This is a genomic window from Streptomyces cadmiisoli (assembly GCF_003261055.1).
In the GTDB taxonomy this organism is placed as follows: Bacteria; Actinomycetota; Actinomycetes; order Streptomycetales; family Streptomycetaceae; genus Streptomyces; species Streptomyces cadmiisoli.
Window position 1 is genome coordinate 4,556,082 of the sequence record NZ_CP030073.1, and the last position, 15,556, is coordinate 4,571,637.

Sequence of the window (15,556 nt, forward strand, 5' to 3'; positions counted from 1 at the left end):
CGATCGGTCGGGAGAACGCTTCCGGGCGGAGCCCAGGGTCGAGGGGGCCTCATGGCGACAGCAGCCGCGCACCAGACGGACAGCACAGCGGCGTTCCACAGCGACGACGCCTCCGCCGGTGCGGATGGATTCGAGCGCGCGTTCGACGCCGCGGTGGCGGCCGACGAGCGCATCGAGCCACGCGACTGGATGCCGGACGCCTACCGCTCCACACTCATCCGGCAGATCGCGCAGCACGCCCACTCCGAGATCATCGGTATGCAGCCGGAGGCGAACTGGATCACGCGCGCGCCCTCGCTGCGCCGCAAGGCCATCCTGATGGCCAAGGTCCAGGACGAGGCGGGCCACGGGCTGTATCTGTACAGCGCGGCCGAGACGCTCGGCGCGAGCCGCGAGGAGCTGCTGGACAAGCTGCACTCGGGCCGCCAGAAGTACTCCTCGATCTTCAATTACCCCACGCTGACCTGGGCGGACGTCGGCGCGATCGGCTGGCTGGTGGACGGCGCCGCGATCACCAACCAGGTGCCGCTGTGCCGCTGCTCCTACGGCCCGTACGCGCGCGCTATGGTGCGCGTCTGCAAGGAGGAGTCCTTCCACCAGCGCCAGGGGTACGAGCTGCTGCTCGCCCTCAGCCGCGGCACCCCCGAGCAGCACGCGATGGCGCAGGACGCGGTCGACCGCTGGTGGTGGCCGTCCCTGATGATGTTCGGCCCGCCCGACGACGAGTCCCAGCACTCGGCGCAGTCGATGGCCTGGAAGATCAAGCGTCACTCGAACGACGAGCTGCGCCAGCGCTTCGTCGACATCTGCGTCCCGCAGGCGGAGTCCCTGGGCCTCACCCTCCCGGACCCGGACCTGACGTGGAACGAGGAGCGCGGACACCACGACTTCGGCGCCATCGACTGGACGGAGTTCTGGGACGTCCTCAAGGGCAACGGCCCGTGCAACGAGCAGCGCCTGACCCAGCGCAGGCGGGCGCACGAGGAAGGCGCCTGGGTGCGGGAGGCGGCCGCCGCCCACGCGGCCAAGCGCGCGGCCCGGACCGCACGCACGACGGAGACGACGGGAGCCACGCAAGCATGACGAACACCGACTGGCCGCTGTGGGAGGTCTTCGTGCGCTCGCGCCGCGGTCTCTCCCACACCCACGCGGGCAGCCTGCACGCCCCGGACGCGGAGCTCGCCCTGCGCAACGCGCGCGATCTGTACACCCGGCGCGGCGAGGGCGTCTCGATCTGGGTCGTCCCGTCGACTGCCGTCACGGCCTCCTCGCCCGACGAGAAGGACCCCTTCTTCGAACCGTCCGCGGACAAGCCCTACCGCCACCCGACGTTCTACGAGATCCCGGAGGGAGTGAAGCACCTGTGACCACCACCGTTCCGGCCTCCGCCGCACTCTCCCTCGGCGACGACGCCCTGGTGCTCTCCCACCGTCTCGGCGAATGGGCCGGCCACGCCCCCGTGCTGGAGGAGGAGGTCGCCCTCGCCAACATCGCGCTGGACCTGCTCGGCCAGGCCCGTGTCCTGCTGTCGCTCGTCGGCGACGAGGACGAACTGGCCTATCTGCGCGAGGAGCGCGCCTTCCGCAACCTCCAGCTGGTGGAACAGCCGAACGGCGACTTCGCCCACACCATCGCCCGCCAGCTGTTCTTCTCCACCTACCAGCACCTGATGTACGCCGGGCTGGCCGCCGGCGACGGCCCCTTCGCCCCGCTCGCGGCGAAGGCCGTCAAGGAGGTCGCCTACCACCGCGACCACGCCGAGCAGTGGACCGTGCGGCTCGGTGACGGCACGAAGGAGAGCCACGGGCGGATGCAGCGGGCCTGCGAAGCGCTGTGGCGGTTCACCGGCGAGATGTTCCAGCCGGTGGAGGGCCTGGACATCGACGGGGAGCGACTGGAGACCGCCTGGCTGAAGTCGGTCACAGAGGTCCTGGGCCGCGCGACCCTGACGCTGCCCACCGGACCGCAGTCGGGCGCATGGACCGCGGGCGCGGGCCGCCAGGGACTGCACACCGAGTCCTTCGGGCGCATGGTCGCCGAGATGCAGCACCTGCACCGCAGCCACCCGGGGGCGTCATGGTGACCGGCACCACCACGCTGGAGGCGGAGCTGCTCCGGGTCGCGGGCGCGGTGCCCGACCCCGAGCTGCCCGTGCTCACCCTGAGCGAGCTGGGTGTGCTGCGCGCGGTGCGGGTGCGCGGCGACGCGGTCGAGGTCGACCTGACCCCGACGTACACCGGCTGCCCCGCCATCGAGGCGATGTCGACGGACATAGAACGGGCGCTGCACGACCACGGCGTCAGGGAGGTCACCGTCCGCACGGTGCTCGCCCCCGCCTGGTCCACCGACGACATCACCCCCGAAGGACGCGACAAACTAAGCGAGTTCGGCATCGCACCCCCACGGGTGCGCCACGACTCCGGACCCGTGGCACTGGAGCTGGGCCCGACCCGCACGCTCATCGACGAGACGGACCCCGTCCGCTGCCCGCACTGCGGGTCCGCCGACACCGAGCTGCTCAGCCGTTTCTCCTCCACCGCGTGCAAGGCGCTGCGCCGCTGTCTGTCCTGCCGCGAACCGTTCGACCACTTCAAGGAGTTGTGATGGCCCGCTTCCACACGCTCCCGGTGACCGCGGTCGACCGGCTCACCGACGACTCCGTGGCCGTCACACTCGCGGTCCCCGAAGAACTGCGCGAGCAGTACCGGCACGCCCCCGGTCAGCACCTCGCCCTGCGGCGCATGGCCGACGGCGCCGAGATCCGGCGCACGTACTCCATCTGCTCCCCCGCGCCGGCCGACGGCACGGGTCCGCGCACCCTGCGGGTGGGGGTGCGGCTGGTCGAGGGCGGGGCCTTCTCGACGTACGCGATGAAGGAGATCAACGTCGGTGACGAGCTGGAGGTGATGACACCGGCGGGCCGCTTCACCCTCGACCCGGCGCCCGGTCTGTACGCCGCCGTCGTCGGCGGCAGCGGCATCACCCCGGTGCTCTCGATCGTCTCGACGCTGCTCGACCGCGCGCCGAAGGCCCGGTTCTGCCTGGTGCGCAGCGACCGGACGGCCGCCTCGACGATGTTCCTGGAGGAGGTCGCCGACCTCAAGGACCGCTACCCGGAGCGGTTCCAGCTGGTGACGGTGCTCTCCCGGGAGGAGCAGCAGGCCGGACTGCCGACCGGCCGGCTGGACCAGGAGCGGCTGACCGAGCTGCTGCCTGCGCTGCTGCCGGTGGCGGATGTGGCGGGCTGGTTCCTGTGCGGCCCGTTCGGGCTGGTGCAGGAGGCCGAGCGGGCGCTGCGCGCGCTGGATGTACCCCGTGCGCGTATCCACGAGGAGATCTTCCATGTGGACGCCGGAGCCCTTGTGGCGCCCGCGGCCTCGGCTCCGGCGCACAGCACGGTGACCGCGCGGCTGGACGGCCGGGGCGGTACCTGGCCGGTGCAGGACGGCGAGTCGCTGCTGGAGACGGTGCTGCGCAACCGGCCCGACGCGCCCTACGCCTGCAAGGGCGGAGTGTGCGGCACCTGCCGAGCCTTCCTGGTCTCCGGCGAGGTGCGCATGGACCGCAACTTCGCGCTGGAGACGGAGGAGACGGACGCCGGGTACGTACTGGCGTGCCAGTCCCATCCGGTGACCGAGCGGGTGGAGCTGGACTTCGACCGCTGAGGACGAGCACGGGACGCCCGCCGCCGCCTCCCGCTCATTCCCTTCTTCTAGAACCTGTTCTATCTTGACGCTCCGTCAGATCAACGGAGCCGCTCGGGAGGACAGGACCGTGGACTTCACCTTCACCGAGGAGCAGCAGGCGGCGGCCGAGGCGGCGCGCGGCGTCTTCGCCGACGTCGCACCGGACACGGTGCCCAGCCCCGCGCTCACCACGGGCGCCGTGGCCGAGGGCCTCGACCGCGCGCTGTGGGACAGGCTGGCCGCCGCGGACCTGATCGGACTGCTGCTCGACCCGGAGTACGGCGGGGCGGGCCTCGACGCCATCGCGCTGTGCCTGGTGCTGCGCGAGTCGGCGAAGGTGCTGGCGCGGGTTCCGCTGCTGGAGAGCTGTGCCGCCGCCGCAGCCGTACAGGCCTACGGCGGCGAGGAGTTGAAGTCGGCCGTACTCGCCGCCGCGGGACGCGGTGAGACCGTGCTGACCGTCGCCGCCGAGGGCCGCACCGGGGGCCACGATCCCGCCGAACGTGCGGTCACCGCGCGGCGGGGCGGTGCGGACGGGGCGGACTGGATCCTCGACGGGGTGCAGACGGCGGTGCCGTGGGCGTACGACGCCGACTTCATCGTCGTACCGGCGCACACCGACGCCGACCGCAGCGTCCTCGCGCTCATCCCCCGCGGCCACGAAGGGGCCGTGCTCGCCGAGCAGTTCTCCACCACCGGCGAGCGGCTCGGCGAGCTGCGGCTGGAGTCGGTACGGCTGCCCGCCCGGTATGTGATCTCGGCCGACGGTGCCTGGGAGTGGCTGCGGGAGCTGCTGGCCACCGGGACGTGCGCGCTGGCGCTGGGGCTCGGGGAGCGGGTGCTGCGGATGACCAGTGACTACACGAGCAAGCGCGAGCAGTTCGGCTATCCGGTCGCCACCTTCCAGGCCGTGGCCGTGCAGGCCGCCGACCGGTACATCGACCTGCGCGCCATGGAGGCCACCCTGTGGCAGGCAGCTTGGCGGATCGGCTCGGGCGCACCGGGCGCGCTGCCCACCTCGGGCGACGTGGCCGTGGCCAAGATCTGGGCCTCGGAGGGCGTACGGCGGGTCGTGCAGACGGCACAGCATCTGCACGGCGGGTTCGGCGCCGACGTCGACTACCCGCTGCACCGGTACCACGCCTGGGCCAAGCACCTGGAGCTGTCGCTCGGCCCGGCAGCCGCGCACGAGGAGGAACTGGGCGACCTGCTCGCGGCCCATCCGCTGTCCTGACCGAACCCGTTGTCCTGACACCGAACCCGACCGACCCACGGCCCGGTGACCGCGGTCTCATGACCGCGGCCCGGTGACCGGCGGCCCGGTCATCGGCACCGGCACCCGGTGCTTGTGATCCCCGGCAGGTCGCCGGACTCTGCCGGAACCGAAACCGAAACCGGAACCGAAACCGAAACCGGAGTCCGAGCCGATGCTTCGGACTCCGTCAGATGACGTGCCCGGGGTCGCCCGTGTCGGTCACCACGGGACGGCCGCCGGCGGCCCACACCTGCATGCCGCCGTCCACGTTCACCGCGTCGATGCCCTGCTGGACCAGATACATGGTGACCTGGGCCGAACGCCCGCCGGAGCGGCAGATGACATGCACCCGGCCGTCCTGCGGCGCGGCCTCGGTCAGCTCGCCGTACCGCGCGACGAACTCGCTGATGGGAATGTGCAGCGCCCCTTCGGCGTGACCGGCCTGCCACTCGTCGTCCTCGCGGACGTCCAGCAGGAAGTCGTCGTCCTTGAGGTCCGTGACCTCGACCGTGGGAACACCGGCTCCGAAATTCATGCTCCCGACGCTACCCGAAGCGCCACCGCTCCTTCAGACCCGGCCGACCGGGGCCACCGACGACACCCTCGGACAGCACCCCCGCCGGACAGCCCCCCGCCGGACAGCGACCGGCCGGACAGCGACCGCACCTCCGGACAGCGACCGCGCCCACGCCCGTCCGGCGCTCAGGCCTGCCCGGTCAGTGCCGCCAGCTCGGCCTCGCGTCCGGCGACCTCCGCCAGCAGTTGCTCGGCGATCTCGTCGAGGAGACGGTCCGGGTCGTCCGGCGCCAGCCGGAGCATGCCGCCGATGGCGCCGTCCTCCAGCTCCCGCGCCACCAGGGTGAGCAGTTCCTTGCGCTGGGAGAGCCACTCGAGGCGGGCGTACAGCTCCTCGCTGTGGCTCGGGGGGCGCTCCTCGGGACCGGGCCCGGCCGCCCACTCCGCGGACAGCTCACGCAAAGCCGCCTCGTCACCGCGGGCGTAGGCGGTGTTGACGCGCGTGATGAACTCCTCACGCCGCTTGCGCTCGCCCTCCTCCTGCGCGAGGTCGGGGTGGGCCTTGCGGGCCAGCTCCCGGTAGAGCTTGCGGGCCTCCTCGCTGGCGCGCACCCGCTGCGGGGGCCGCACCGGCTGATCCGTGAGCATCGCCACGGCCTCCGGGAACAGGCCGTCGCCGTCCATCCAGCCGTGGAACAGCTCCTCGACGGAGGGCATGGGCATCACACGGGCCCGCAGCTCCTGCGCCAGGCGCAGATCCTCGGCGTCACCGGTCCGTGCCGCCTTCGCCTCCGCTATCAACGCGTCCAGCTCCTCGAGCCGGGCGTACATGGGGCCGAGCTTCTGATGGTGCAGCCGGGAGAAGTTCTCGACCTCGATCTTGAAGGTCTCCACCGCGATCTCGAACTCGATCAGCGCCTGCTCGGCCGCACGCACGGCGCGCTCCAGCCGCTCCTCGGGCCGGGGCGCGGCGGCCTCGGGCGTCGCCTGCGCCTCTTCGGCGACACCACCCTGCTCAGCTTCCGGAGTCGTCACGCGACCAGCGTAGGCCACGGCCGGAGCCGTTCCGCGATCATCGGCCCAACCTGGGCCCGCTGAGCTTTCACACCCCTGTCTCCGCCGCGATCCGCCCGGACCGGACCGCCGCCACCAAATGCGCGTGATCCGCCTCCGTGCGGTCGGCGTAGGAGACGGCGAACGCGGCGATCGCCTCGTCCAGTTCGTCGTTCTTGCCGCAGTAGCCGGAGATCAGGCGGGGGTCGGCGCTGTGCGAGTGGGCTCGGGCGAGGAGCGCACCGGTCATCCGGGCGTAGTCGTCGAGCTGGTCGGTGGACAGGGCGGCGGGGTCGACGCTGCCCTTGCGGTTGCGGAACTGGCGCACCTGGAAGGGCCGCTCCTGGACCGTCGTCCAGCCCAGCAGGATGTCGCTGACGACCTGCATCCGCTTCTGGCCGAGGACGACCCGGCGGCCTTCGTGCCCGGGGGACCCGGCGTCGAGCCCGGCGGTCAGCAGATGCGGCAGCAGAGCGGAGGAGCGGGTCTCCTTGACCTGGAGTATCAGCGCCTCTCCGCGATGGTCGAGCAGCAGCACCACGTACGACCGGAGGCCGACGCTGCCCGTGCCGACGACGCGGAACGCGACGTCGTGCACCGTGTGCCGGGCCAGCAGCGGGAGACGGTCCTCGGAGAGGGTCGTCAGATACTCCTCCAGGGAGGACGCCACGGCGGCCGCCTCCGCGTCCGGGACGCGGCGCAGCACCGGCGGGGAGTCGACGAAGCGGCGGCCGCCGTCCTCAGTCGGCTCGGTCGACCGGGCCGCGAAACGACCGCTGGTGTTGGCCCGTGCCTTCTCGGAGACCCGCTCCAGGGTGCCGAGCAGGTCATGGGCGTCGGTGTGGGAGACCAGTTCCTCGTCCGCGATGGCGTTCCACGCGTCCAGGACCGGGAGCTTGGCCAGCAGACGCATGGTGCGGCGATACGAACCGGCCGCGTCCCGGGCGGCGGCTCGGCAGGTGTCCTCGTCTGCTCCGGCCGCCCGGCCCGCGAGCACCAGCGACGCGGAGAGCCGCTTGAGGTCCCACTCCCAGGGGCCTTCGACCGTCTCGTCGAAGTCGTTCAGGTCGATGATCAGGTCGCCGCGGGCGTCGCCGTAGAGGCCGAAGTTGCCCGCGTGGGCGTCGCCGCAGATCTGGGCGCGGATGCCGGTCATGGGGGTACGGGCCAGGTCGTAGGCCATCAGACCGGCCGCGCCGCGCAGGAACGCGAACGGTGTGGCGATCATCCTGCCCACCCTTATCGGGGTGAGCTCGGGGATGCGGCCACGGTTGGACTCCTCGACCGCGGCCGGCGCGTCGGGGCGGGAGTGGTCGAGATCGAGGGAGGCGTGCACGCTCCTCGGGACCCGCTCCCGCAGTGCCTTGCCCTCCTCCTTGGGCGAGCGCCCGCTGTCGGGCCGCCCGGCGAAGCCCGGCACCGACGGGATCCGCCGCTCCGGGCCGGAATCCGCCTCCCGCGCACCGGCCTCGATCCCCGCACCGGCATGGGTCACACCCATCGCCTCCCCCGTACTCGGCCTCGCCCGAACATCAACTGCTGCCGACCGTACAACCGGCCGCCGAATCGCGTCAGACCCTGTGGACAACTCCGCCCCTGTGGACAACCGAACGGCGGCACGCCCGCCCCAGCCGGGGCCGGACACCCGAGAACAACCGCCCGTCCGGACACCGGGCCGCCCGACGCCGCACGCCCGGATGCCCGCTGCCTCACACCGCCGCCTCGCACCCGCCGCCTCGCACCCGGATGCCCCGAGCCGGACGCCCCACGCCCCGCCTTCTGCACACGCCGACGCCCCATGACACGCCACAGGGCTCCACTGCTCGGCACTGGACGGCATCGGAAGTCATCGGAAGGCACTGGACGCCCCTCAACGGCGCTGGACGCCGCTGCACGCCCCTGGACCGGCCAAGGGCGCCCCAGTCCCCCCCAGACCGCTCCAGGCCCCCCTGAGGCGCGCCCAAGCCCCGCACACCGCAACTCCGCAACGCCTGACACCTCAACAGGCCTCCGGACCGGGCAAGTTCGTCAACCCGCAGCCCAACTCGCCCTCCCGGAAACGGTCCAGAAGCCCGGCCGCCCCGGCAGACCAAAAGTCACCACGCAACGGTCGACACCACGCCCCGCCCCCGAAGCCCCCGACCACCGCACGGCCCCCGGGCCCGACCCCGGCCCGGCCTCCAGCCCGAGCCCCACCCGCAGACCCAGCCGGACCCCGAGCCGGACCCCGACCCCGCCCCCTCGACAAGTGCAGGCGAGCGGGGGCCCGCAGACGTACCGCGGCGATCTCCGCCCCCGGGAACGCCCCAGGGGAACGCCCCCGCCTACCCCTTGAGACATCAGTCACAATCAGCGATCGGACCGGGCCGGGAAACGCGAAAGCCCCGCAAGTCCGAAGACCTGCGGGGCTTCCAGCTGGTGCGCGAGGGGGGAGTTGAACCCCCACGCCCTTGCGGGCACTGGAACCTGAATCCAGCGCGTCTGCCTATTCCGCCACCCGCGCATTGGGTGTGTCTTCCGGCTCCGTTTCCCTTGGGGCTGGCGCCTTCCGACATCCAGAACATTAGCACGCTGGCCGGGGTGGGTTCACATCCCTTTCCCGGGCGGGCAGGGGGCCGTCCGTATCAACCTCGTACCGGTCCGGCCCGTCTGCCCGGCAGGCGGGGCGAGTCCGCAGTCCGGTGCGGGACACTTGTTTGCAGCCCCCTCTACGATCCATGGCAGGAGTTCGAAGCAGGGCTCCGCAGGGAACTTCGTCAGGCGTCGACACCCGTCGACCGGGCTGACAGGGGGAACCAGCCGATTCACGGGCGCGTGGATACGATCAGTAAGCAGTACTGGGCAGGCAGCACGAACGGCAGTACCGGCAGTACACAGGACAGCAACGACGGAGGAGGTGCCCCATGGGAGTCCTGAAGAAGTTCGAGCAGCGTCTCGAAGGCCTGGTCAACGGCACCTTCGCCAAGGTGTTCAAGTCCGAGGTGCAGCCCGTGGAGATCGCGGGCGCGCTCCAGCGCGAGTGCGACAACAACGCGACGATCTGGAACCGCGACCGGACGGTCGTCCCCAACGACTTCATCGTGGAGCTGAGCACGCCCGACTTCGAGCGCCTCAGCCCCTACTCCGGCCAGCTCGGCGACGAGCTCGCCGGCATGGTGCGCGACTACGCCAAGCAGCAGCGCTACACCTTCATGGGCCCGATCAAGGTCCATCTGGAGAAGGCGGACGACCTGGACACCGGTCTGTACCGGGTCCGCAGCCGCACGCTCGCCTCCTCCAGCAACCAGCAGGGCGGCGCCCCCGCCGCCGGCGCCCCACGCCCCGGCGGCTACGGCTACCCGCCGCCGGGCGGCCCCGCACAGCCCGCCGGCGCGCCCCCCATGCCCGCATCACCGCCGCCCGGCGGCCGCCCCGGTGGCTACGGCTACCCGCAGCCGGCGCAGCCCGCCGGCTCGCGTTCCGGCGCCGCGTCGGGCTCGCGCACGAGGTACTGGATCGAGATCAACGGCAACCGCCATCAGATCTCCGGCGCGACGCTGGTCATGGGCCGCAGCACCGAAGCCGACGTGCGGATCGACGACCCCGGCGTATCGCGCCGGCACTGTGAGATCCGGACCGGAACGCCCTCGACGATCCAGGATCTCGGGTCCACCAACGGCATCGTGGTGGACGGGCAGCACACCACCCGCGCTACGCTCCGCGACGGCTCGCGGATCGTCGTGGGCAGCACCACCGTTATCTATAGGCAAGCCGAAGGGTGATCCGGGGGCAATGTCAGAGCTGACCCTCACGGTCATGCGGCTGGGTTTCCTGGCCGTACTGTGGCTGTTCGTGATCGTGGCCGTGCAGGTCATCCGCAGCGACCTGTTCGGTACGCGGGTCACCCAGCGGGGGTCCCGCCGGGACAGCGGCCGACCGCAGCAGGCCGCGCGCCAGGCACCACCGCAGCAGCGCCAGCAGCCCGCCGGTGGCCGCCAGCGCCGCAACGCACCGACAAAACTGGTCGTGACGGAAGGCACACTCACCGGCACCACCGTGGCGCTCCAGGGGCAGACCATCACCCTGGGCCGGGCCCACGACAGCACGATCGTGCTGGACGACGACTACGCCTCCAGCCGGCATGCCAGGATCTACCCGGACCGGGACGGCCAGTGGATCGTGGAGGATCTCGGGTCCACCAACGGCACGTACCTCGACCGGTCTCGCCTCACGACCCCCACGCCGATCGCGTTGGGCGCACCGATCCGCATCGGCAAGACCGTCATCGAGCTGCGGAAGTAGTACGACAATGAGCGAGCGGAGCGAGCACGCAGCGGCGGTCCACACCCGGGGCCCCGGCGCGCTCCCGACCGGAGGGTGGGCAGTGTGGCTCGACACGATCGGCTGTATCCGGAGCCGACGGGCGAGGTGCGCATGAGTCTGTCACTGCGCTTCGCCGCCGGTTCGCACAAAGGCATGATCCGGGAGGGCAACGAGGACTCCGGATACGCCGGTCCCCGCCTGCTCGCCATCGCCGACGGCATGGGCGGCGCCGCCGCCGGTGAGGTGGCCAGCTCCGAGGCCATCTCCACCATCGTCCAGCTCGACGACGACGTCCCCGGCTCCGACGTGCTCACCTCGCTCGGTGCCGCCGTCCAGCGGGCCAACGACCAGTTGCGGCAGATGGTCGAGGAGGACCCGTCGCTGGAGGGCATGGGCACGACGCTCACCGCCCTGCTGTGGACCGGTCAGCGGCTCGGCCTGGTGCACGTCGGCGACTCGCGCGCGTACCTGCTGCGCGACGGCGTGCTCACCCAGATCACACAGGACCACACCTGGGTGCAGCGCCTCGTCGACGAGGGGCGCATCACCGAGGAGGAGGCCACCACCCACCCGCAGCGCTCGCTGCTCATGCGGGCGCTCGGCAGTGGTGACCACGTCGAGCCCGATCTGTCGATCCGCGAGGTCCGGGCGGGCGACCGCTATCTGATCTGCTCCGACGGGCTGTCCGGAGTCGTCTCCCACCAGACGATGGAGGACACCCTCGCCAGCTACCAGGGCCCGCAGGAGACCGTGCAGCAGCTGATCGAGCTGGCCCTGCGCGGCGGCGGCCCCGACAACATCACGGTGATCGTCGCCGACGTCCTCGACCTCGACACCGGTGACACCCTGGCCGGCCAGCTGTCCGACACGCCCGTCGTGGTCGGCGCGGTCGCCGAGAATCAGCACCACCTGTCCGACAACGGCATCATGCAGACGCCGGCCGGCCGCGCCTCCGGGCTCGGCCGCCAGGTGCCCGGGCAGGGCGGCGGGGGCGGCGAGTTCGGCCCGCCCGGCTCCGGCGACACCACCGGCTACATCTCGACCGACGGCTTCGGCGACTACACCGACGACGACTTCGTCAAGCCCCGCACCGGCCGCAAGTGGCTGAAGAGATCCTTCTTCGGGGCGCTCACGCTGGCCGTGATCGGCGGCGGCCTGTACGCCGGCCACCGCTGGACACAGACGCAGTACTACGTGGGCACCAACGACGAGCACGTCGCCCTGTACCGGGGCATCAGCCAGGATCTGGCCTGGGTCTCGCTGTCGAAGGTGGAGAAGGACCACCCCGAGATCGAACTCAAGTACCTGCCGCCCTATCAGCAGAAGCTGGTCGAGGCGACCATGGCCGAGGGCGGTCTGAAGAACGCCCAGGCGAAGATCGACGAGCTGGCCGTGCAGGCTTCCGCGTGCAAGAAGGAAGCGGACCGGCGCACCGCCGAGAGCGAGAACAACGCGCAGACCGGCCAGGGCGAGGCGGGTGGCACCACGGGAACCACCCGTGTCTCTCTCACGTCCAAAGCCTCGCCGAGCCCTTCGGTTTCCGGATCACCGAACCAGACCCCGCCCCCGTCAGCGACCGCCACTCCCAGCCCCGGCCCCAGCCTCTCGGAGGAAGAGCAGAAGGTCGTCTCGCTGTGCGGTAAGCAGTAGGCAAGCCGTGAGAGGCCCCGTCACACGATGAGCAGTACTCCCAACACGTCGACGCAGCACACATCCACGATCGGCTCGATCGGCACGCCGAGCCGGCGCAACACCGAGCTCGGGCTCCTGGTGTTCGCCGTCGTCATCCCGATCTTCGCCTACACCAACGTGGGCCTCGCCATCAACGGGCAGGTACCGGCCGGCCTGCTGGGCTACGGCCTGGGCCTGGGCCTGCTGGCCGGCGTCGGTCATCTCGTCGTCCGGAAATTCGCTCCGTACGCGGACCCGCTGCTGCTGCCCCTCGCGACACTGCTGAACGGCCTGGGCCTGGTGGTGATCTGGCGGCTGGACAAGTCGGAGCGGCTTCAGCAGCTCGCCGAGCGCCAGTACGGGGTGTTCAGCCCGTCCGCGCCGAACCAGCTGCTGTACTCGGCGGTCGGGCTCGCGCTGTTCGTCGCGGTGCTGATCTTCCTGAAGGACCACCGCATCCTCCAGCGGTACACGTACATCTCCATGGTCGCCGCGCTGGTCCTGCTGCTGCTGCCGCTCGTGCCCGGCGTCGGGGCCGACGTCTTCGGCGCCAAGATCTGGATCAGCGTCGCCGGTTTCTCCATCCAGCCCGGTGAGTTCGCGAAGATCATCATCGCGATCTTCTTCTCCGGCTACCTGATGGTGAAGCGGGACGCGCTGGCGCTGGCCAGCCGCCGGTTCATGGGCCTGTACCTGCCGCGCGGCCGCGACCTGGGCCCGATCATCACGATCTGGGCCGTCAGCCTGCTCATCCTGATCTTCGAGAACGACCTCGGTACGTCGCTGCTGTTCTTCGGCATGTTCGTGATCATGCTGTACGTCGCCACCGAGCGGACCAGCTGGATCGTGATCGGTCTGCTGATGTCCGCCGGCGGCGCCGTGGGCGTCGCCTCGTTCGCCAGCCACGTGCAGGCCCGTGTGGACGCCTGGCTCGACCCCTTCGGCTGCTACGAGACGTCCGGCGCGTGCGAGCAGATCGGCCAGTCGATCATGTCGTTCGGTTCGGGCGGAGTGATGGGCACCGGCCTCGGTCAGGGCCACTCGGATCTGATCGGCTTCGCCGCAAACTCCGACTTCATCTTCTCCACCTTCGGTGAGGAGCTGGGTCTGGCCGGCGTCATGGCGATCCTGCTGATCTACGGGCTGATCATCGAGCGCGGTGTGCGGACCTCGCTGGCCGCCCGCGACCCCTTCGGCAAGCTGTTCGCGATCGGCCTGTCCGGAGCCTTCGCGCTCCAGATCTTCGTCGTGGCCGGCGGTGTCATGGGCCTCATCCCGCTGACCGGTATGACCATGCCGTTCCTCGCGGCCGGTGGCTCCTCGGTCATCGCCAACTGGGCGCTCATCGGCATCCTGCTGCGCATCAGCGACACCGCGCGTCGTCCCGCGCCGGCCCCCGCCTCCAACCCCGACGCCGAGATGACCCAGGTGGTCCGCCCGTGAACAAGCCCCTGCGCCGGATCGCGATCTTCTGCGGCTTGCTCGTGCTCGCCCTGCTCATCCGCGACAACTGGCTCCAGTACGTCCAGGCCGACGCGCTCCAGGACAACGAGCGCAACCGCCGTATCTCCATCGAGCGCTACGCGCAGCCGCGCGGCGACATCATCGTCGACGGCAAGCCGGTCACCGGCTCCAAGGCGACGTCGGGCAGTGACTTCAAGTACAAGCGCACCTACAAGAACGGCCCCATGTGGGCGCCGGTCACCGGGTACGCCTCGCAGGCGTTCGGCGCCAACCAGCTGGAGAGCATCGAGGACGGCATCCTCACCGGCAACGACGACCGGCTGTTCTTCCGCAACACCCTGGACATGATCACGGGTGAGAAGCAGCAGGGCGGCAACGTCGTCACCACCCTCAACTCGGCCGCTCAGAAGGCCGCCTACGAAGGCCTGAAGGAGCGCGGCAAGGGCGCGGTCGCCGCCATCGAGCCGTCCACCGGCAAGATCCTGGCCCTGGCCTCGTACCCGTCGTACGACCCGTCCTCGTTCGCCGGCAACTCCACGGACACGGACTCCAAGGCCTGGCTGAAGCTCCAGAAGAAGACCAACCCCGACGACCCGATGCTCAACCGGGCGCTGCGCGAGACGTACCCGCCCGGCTCCACCTTCAAGGTGGTGACCGCGGCCGCCGCGCTGGAGCACGGGCTGTACACGGACGCCGACGCGCGCACCAAGACGCCGCTGCCGTGGACCATGCCGGGCACCACCACCGAGCTGCCCAACGAGGGGAACATCCCCTGCAAGGACGCGACGCTCCGGGTCGCCCTGCAGTACTCCTGCAACACGGTCTTCGGCAAGGTCGGATCCGATCTCGGCAACGACAAGATGCTGGAGACGGCGAAGAAGTTCGGCTTCACCGAGGAGCAGTTCGTCCCGGTCCGCTCCACCGCCTCGGTGTTCTCCGACGACATGAACCCGTCGCAGACCGCGCTCTCCTCCATCGGCCAGTTCAACACCGCCGCGACCCCGCTCCAGATGGCGATGGTGGCGTCGGCGGTGGCCAACGACGGCAAGCTGATGAAGCCGTACATGGTCGACGAGCTCCAGGGACCCGACTTCGACCCCGTCGAGAAGACGGAGCCGGAGACGCTGAGCGAGCCGCTGTCCCCGGAGAACGCACAGATCCTCCAGTCGATGATGGAGACCGTCGTCGACAAGGGAACGGGCACCAGCGCGAAGATCGGCGGCGTCACCGTGGGCGGCAAGACCGGTACCGCCCAGCACGGTGTCGACAACAGTGAGAAGCCGTACGCCTGGTTCATCTCGTACGCCAAGGTCAGCGACGGCAGCGCGCCGGTCGCCGTGGCCGTGGTCGTCGAGGACGAGGACGCGGACCGCGGCGACATCTCCGGTGGCGGTCTCGCGGCGCCGATCGCGAAGAGCGTGATGGAGGCGGTCATCCAGAGCAAGCAGTGAGTCCCGTCACGTCGCCTTCACAACGGTGCACGTTGCGATACCGGTCCTGTATCGGCTGACGGGCTCGGCCAGGTCACACCAGATGAGCCGGGTACGGTAGGCCCGGACGGCAGCCTCCGGCCGCGCTATGCGCCGGTCGGGACCGACGGAGAGGGCTG

Annotated in this window: 14 protein-coding genes and 1 tRNA gene; 11 read left to right on the forward strand and 4 right to left on the reverse strand. The window is 70.8% G+C overall.

Going from position 1 to position 15,556, the window contains the following annotated elements:
• The first annotated feature begins 51 nt into the window (after positions 1-51).
• The 6 genes from paaA (at position 52) to DN051_RS19600 (ending at position 4,920) form a co-directional block, all read left to right on the forward strand.
• Positions 52-1,083: a 1,2-phenylacetyl-CoA epoxidase subunit PaaA gene (gene paaA, locus DN051_RS19575; RefSeq protein WP_112439183.1), complete on the forward strand. Its 1,032-nt coding sequence runs from the start codon at positions 52-54 to the stop codon at positions 1,081-1,083.
• The gene (gene paaB, locus DN051_RS19580; protein ID WP_037735018.1) at positions 1,080-1,367 is read left to right on the forward strand and encodes a 1,2-phenylacetyl-CoA epoxidase subunit PaaB; all 288 of its coding nucleotides are present in this window, start codon (positions 1,080-1,082) and stop codon (positions 1,365-1,367) included. The genes paaA and paaB overlap by 4 nt, the downstream gene beginning before the upstream one ends.
• On the forward strand, positions 1,364-2,083 hold the full coding sequence (gene paaC / locus DN051_RS19585; protein WP_112439184.1) for a 1,2-phenylacetyl-CoA epoxidase subunit PaaC: 720 nt from the start codon (positions 1,364-1,366) through the stop codon (positions 2,081-2,083). The genes paaB and paaC overlap by 4 nt, the downstream gene beginning before the upstream one ends.
• Positions 2,077-2,604: a 1,2-phenylacetyl-CoA epoxidase subunit PaaD gene (paaD, locus tag DN051_RS19590; protein ID WP_112439185.1), complete on the forward strand. Its 528-nt coding sequence runs from the start codon at positions 2,077-2,079 to the stop codon at positions 2,602-2,604. Before paaC ends, paaD begins: the two co-directional genes overlap by 7 nt.
• Positions 2,604-3,665: a 2Fe-2S iron-sulfur cluster-binding protein gene (locus DN051_RS19595; protein WP_053760648.1), complete on the forward strand. Its 1,062-nt coding sequence runs from the start codon at positions 2,604-2,606 to the stop codon at positions 3,663-3,665. Before paaD ends, DN051_RS19595 begins: the two co-directional genes overlap by 1 nt.
• A gap of 109 nt (positions 3,666-3,774) precedes the next feature.
• Positions 3,775-4,920 (forward strand): acyl-CoA dehydrogenase family protein, encoded by a 1,146-nt coding sequence (locus tag DN051_RS19600; RefSeq protein ID WP_112439186.1) that lies wholly within the window; start codon positions 3,775-3,777, stop codon positions 4,918-4,920.
• Positions 4,921-5,128: 208 nt separating this feature from the next.
• On the opposite strand, the gene DN051_RS19605 is transcribed toward DN051_RS19600, so the two are convergent.
• The 4 genes from DN051_RS19605 to DN051_RS19620 form a co-directional block, all read right to left on the reverse strand.
• Positions 5,129-5,476, reverse strand: a complete 348-nt coding sequence (locus DN051_RS19605) for a rhodanese-like domain-containing protein (RefSeq protein WP_053760646.1) — start codon at positions 5,474-5,476, stop codon at positions 5,129-5,131.
• A 167-nt stretch (positions 5,477-5,643) separates the two neighbouring features.
• Positions 5,644-6,492: a hypothetical protein gene (locus DN051_RS19610; RefSeq protein WP_053760645.1), complete on the reverse strand. Its 849-nt coding sequence runs from the start codon at positions 6,490-6,492 to the stop codon at positions 5,644-5,646.
• 67 nt (positions 6,493-6,559) lie between these two features.
• Complete coding sequence (locus tag DN051_RS19615) at positions 6,560-8,011, reverse strand: DUF2252 domain-containing protein (RefSeq protein ID WP_053760644.1); 1,452 nt, start codon at positions 8,009-8,011, stop codon at positions 6,560-6,562.
• Positions 8,012-8,926: 915 nt separating this feature from the next.
• Positions 8,927-9,013: transfer RNA gene (locus tag DN051_RS19620), tRNA-Leu, on the reverse strand.
• A 400-nt stretch (positions 9,014-9,413) separates the two neighbouring features.
• Between DN051_RS19620 and DN051_RS19625 the strand changes: the two genes are divergently transcribed.
• The 5 genes from DN051_RS19625 to DN051_RS19645 all read left to right on the forward strand — a co-directional run bounded on the left by DN051_RS19625 (position 9,414) and on the right by DN051_RS19645 (position 15,398).
• On the forward strand, positions 9,414-10,271 hold the full coding sequence (locus DN051_RS19625) for an FHA domain-containing protein (protein WP_053760643.1): 858 nt from the start codon (positions 9,414-9,416) through the stop codon (positions 10,269-10,271).
• 10 nt (positions 10,272-10,281) lie between these two features.
• Positions 10,282-10,791 (forward strand): FHA domain-containing protein FhaB/FipA, encoded by a 510-nt coding sequence (locus DN051_RS19630; protein ID WP_053760642.1) that lies wholly within the window; start codon positions 10,282-10,284, stop codon positions 10,789-10,791.
• 132 nt (positions 10,792-10,923) lie between these two features.
• Entirely contained in the window at positions 10,924-12,462 is a 1,539-nt protein-coding gene (locus DN051_RS19635; protein WP_112439187.1) for a Stp1/IreP family PP2C-type Ser/Thr phosphatase, read from the forward strand.
• Positions 12,463-12,489: 27 nt separating this feature from the next.
• Positions 12,490-13,926 carry an FtsW/RodA/SpoVE family cell cycle protein gene (locus DN051_RS19640; RefSeq protein ID WP_053760640.1) on the forward strand — a complete coding sequence of 479 codons (1,437 nt, stop codon included), beginning with the start codon at positions 12,490-12,492 and terminating at the stop codon, positions 13,924-13,926.
• Positions 13,923-15,398 (forward strand): penicillin-binding transpeptidase domain-containing protein, encoded by a 1,476-nt coding sequence (locus DN051_RS19645; protein WP_112439188.1) that lies wholly within the window; start codon positions 13,923-13,925, stop codon positions 15,396-15,398. Before DN051_RS19640 ends, DN051_RS19645 begins: the two co-directional genes overlap by 4 nt.
• The last annotated feature ends 158 nt before the right edge of the window (positions 15,399-15,556 follow it).

Bases quoted from the DNA above. Each gene is read 5' to 3' on its own strand.
- paaA (WP_112439183.1), top strand. From the start codon at position 52: ATGGCGACAGCAGCCGCGCACCAGACGGACAGCACAGCGGCGTTCCAC.
- paaB (WP_037735018.1), top strand. From the start codon at position 1,080: ATGACGAACACCGACTGGCCGCTGTGGGAGGTCTTCGTGCGCTCGCGC.
- paaD (WP_112439185.1), top strand. From the start codon at position 2,077: ATGGTGACCGGCACCACCACGCTGGAGGCGGAGCTGCTCCGGGTCGCG.
- DN051_RS19595 (WP_053760648.1), top strand. From the start codon at position 2,604: ATGGCCCGCTTCCACACGCTCCCGGTGACCGCGGTCGACCGGCTCACC.
- DN051_RS19605 (WP_053760646.1), bottom strand. From the start codon at position 5,476: ATGAATTTCGGAGCCGGTGTTCCCACGGTCGAGGTCACGGACCTCAAG.
- DN051_RS19615 (WP_053760644.1), bottom strand. From the start codon at position 8,011: ATGGGTGTGACCCATGCCGGTGCGGGGATCGAGGCCGGTGCGCGGGAG.
- DN051_RS19625 (WP_053760643.1), top strand. From the start codon at position 9,414: ATGGGAGTCCTGAAGAAGTTCGAGCAGCGTCTCGAAGGCCTGGTCAAC.
- DN051_RS19630 (WP_053760642.1), top strand. From the start codon at position 10,282: ATGTCAGAGCTGACCCTCACGGTCATGCGGCTGGGTTTCCTGGCCGTA.
- DN051_RS19635 (WP_112439187.1), top strand. From the start codon at position 10,924: ATGAGTCTGTCACTGCGCTTCGCCGCCGGTTCGCACAAAGGCATGATC.
- DN051_RS19640 (WP_053760640.1), top strand. From the start codon at position 12,490: ATGAGCAGTACTCCCAACACGTCGACGCAGCACACATCCACGATCGGC.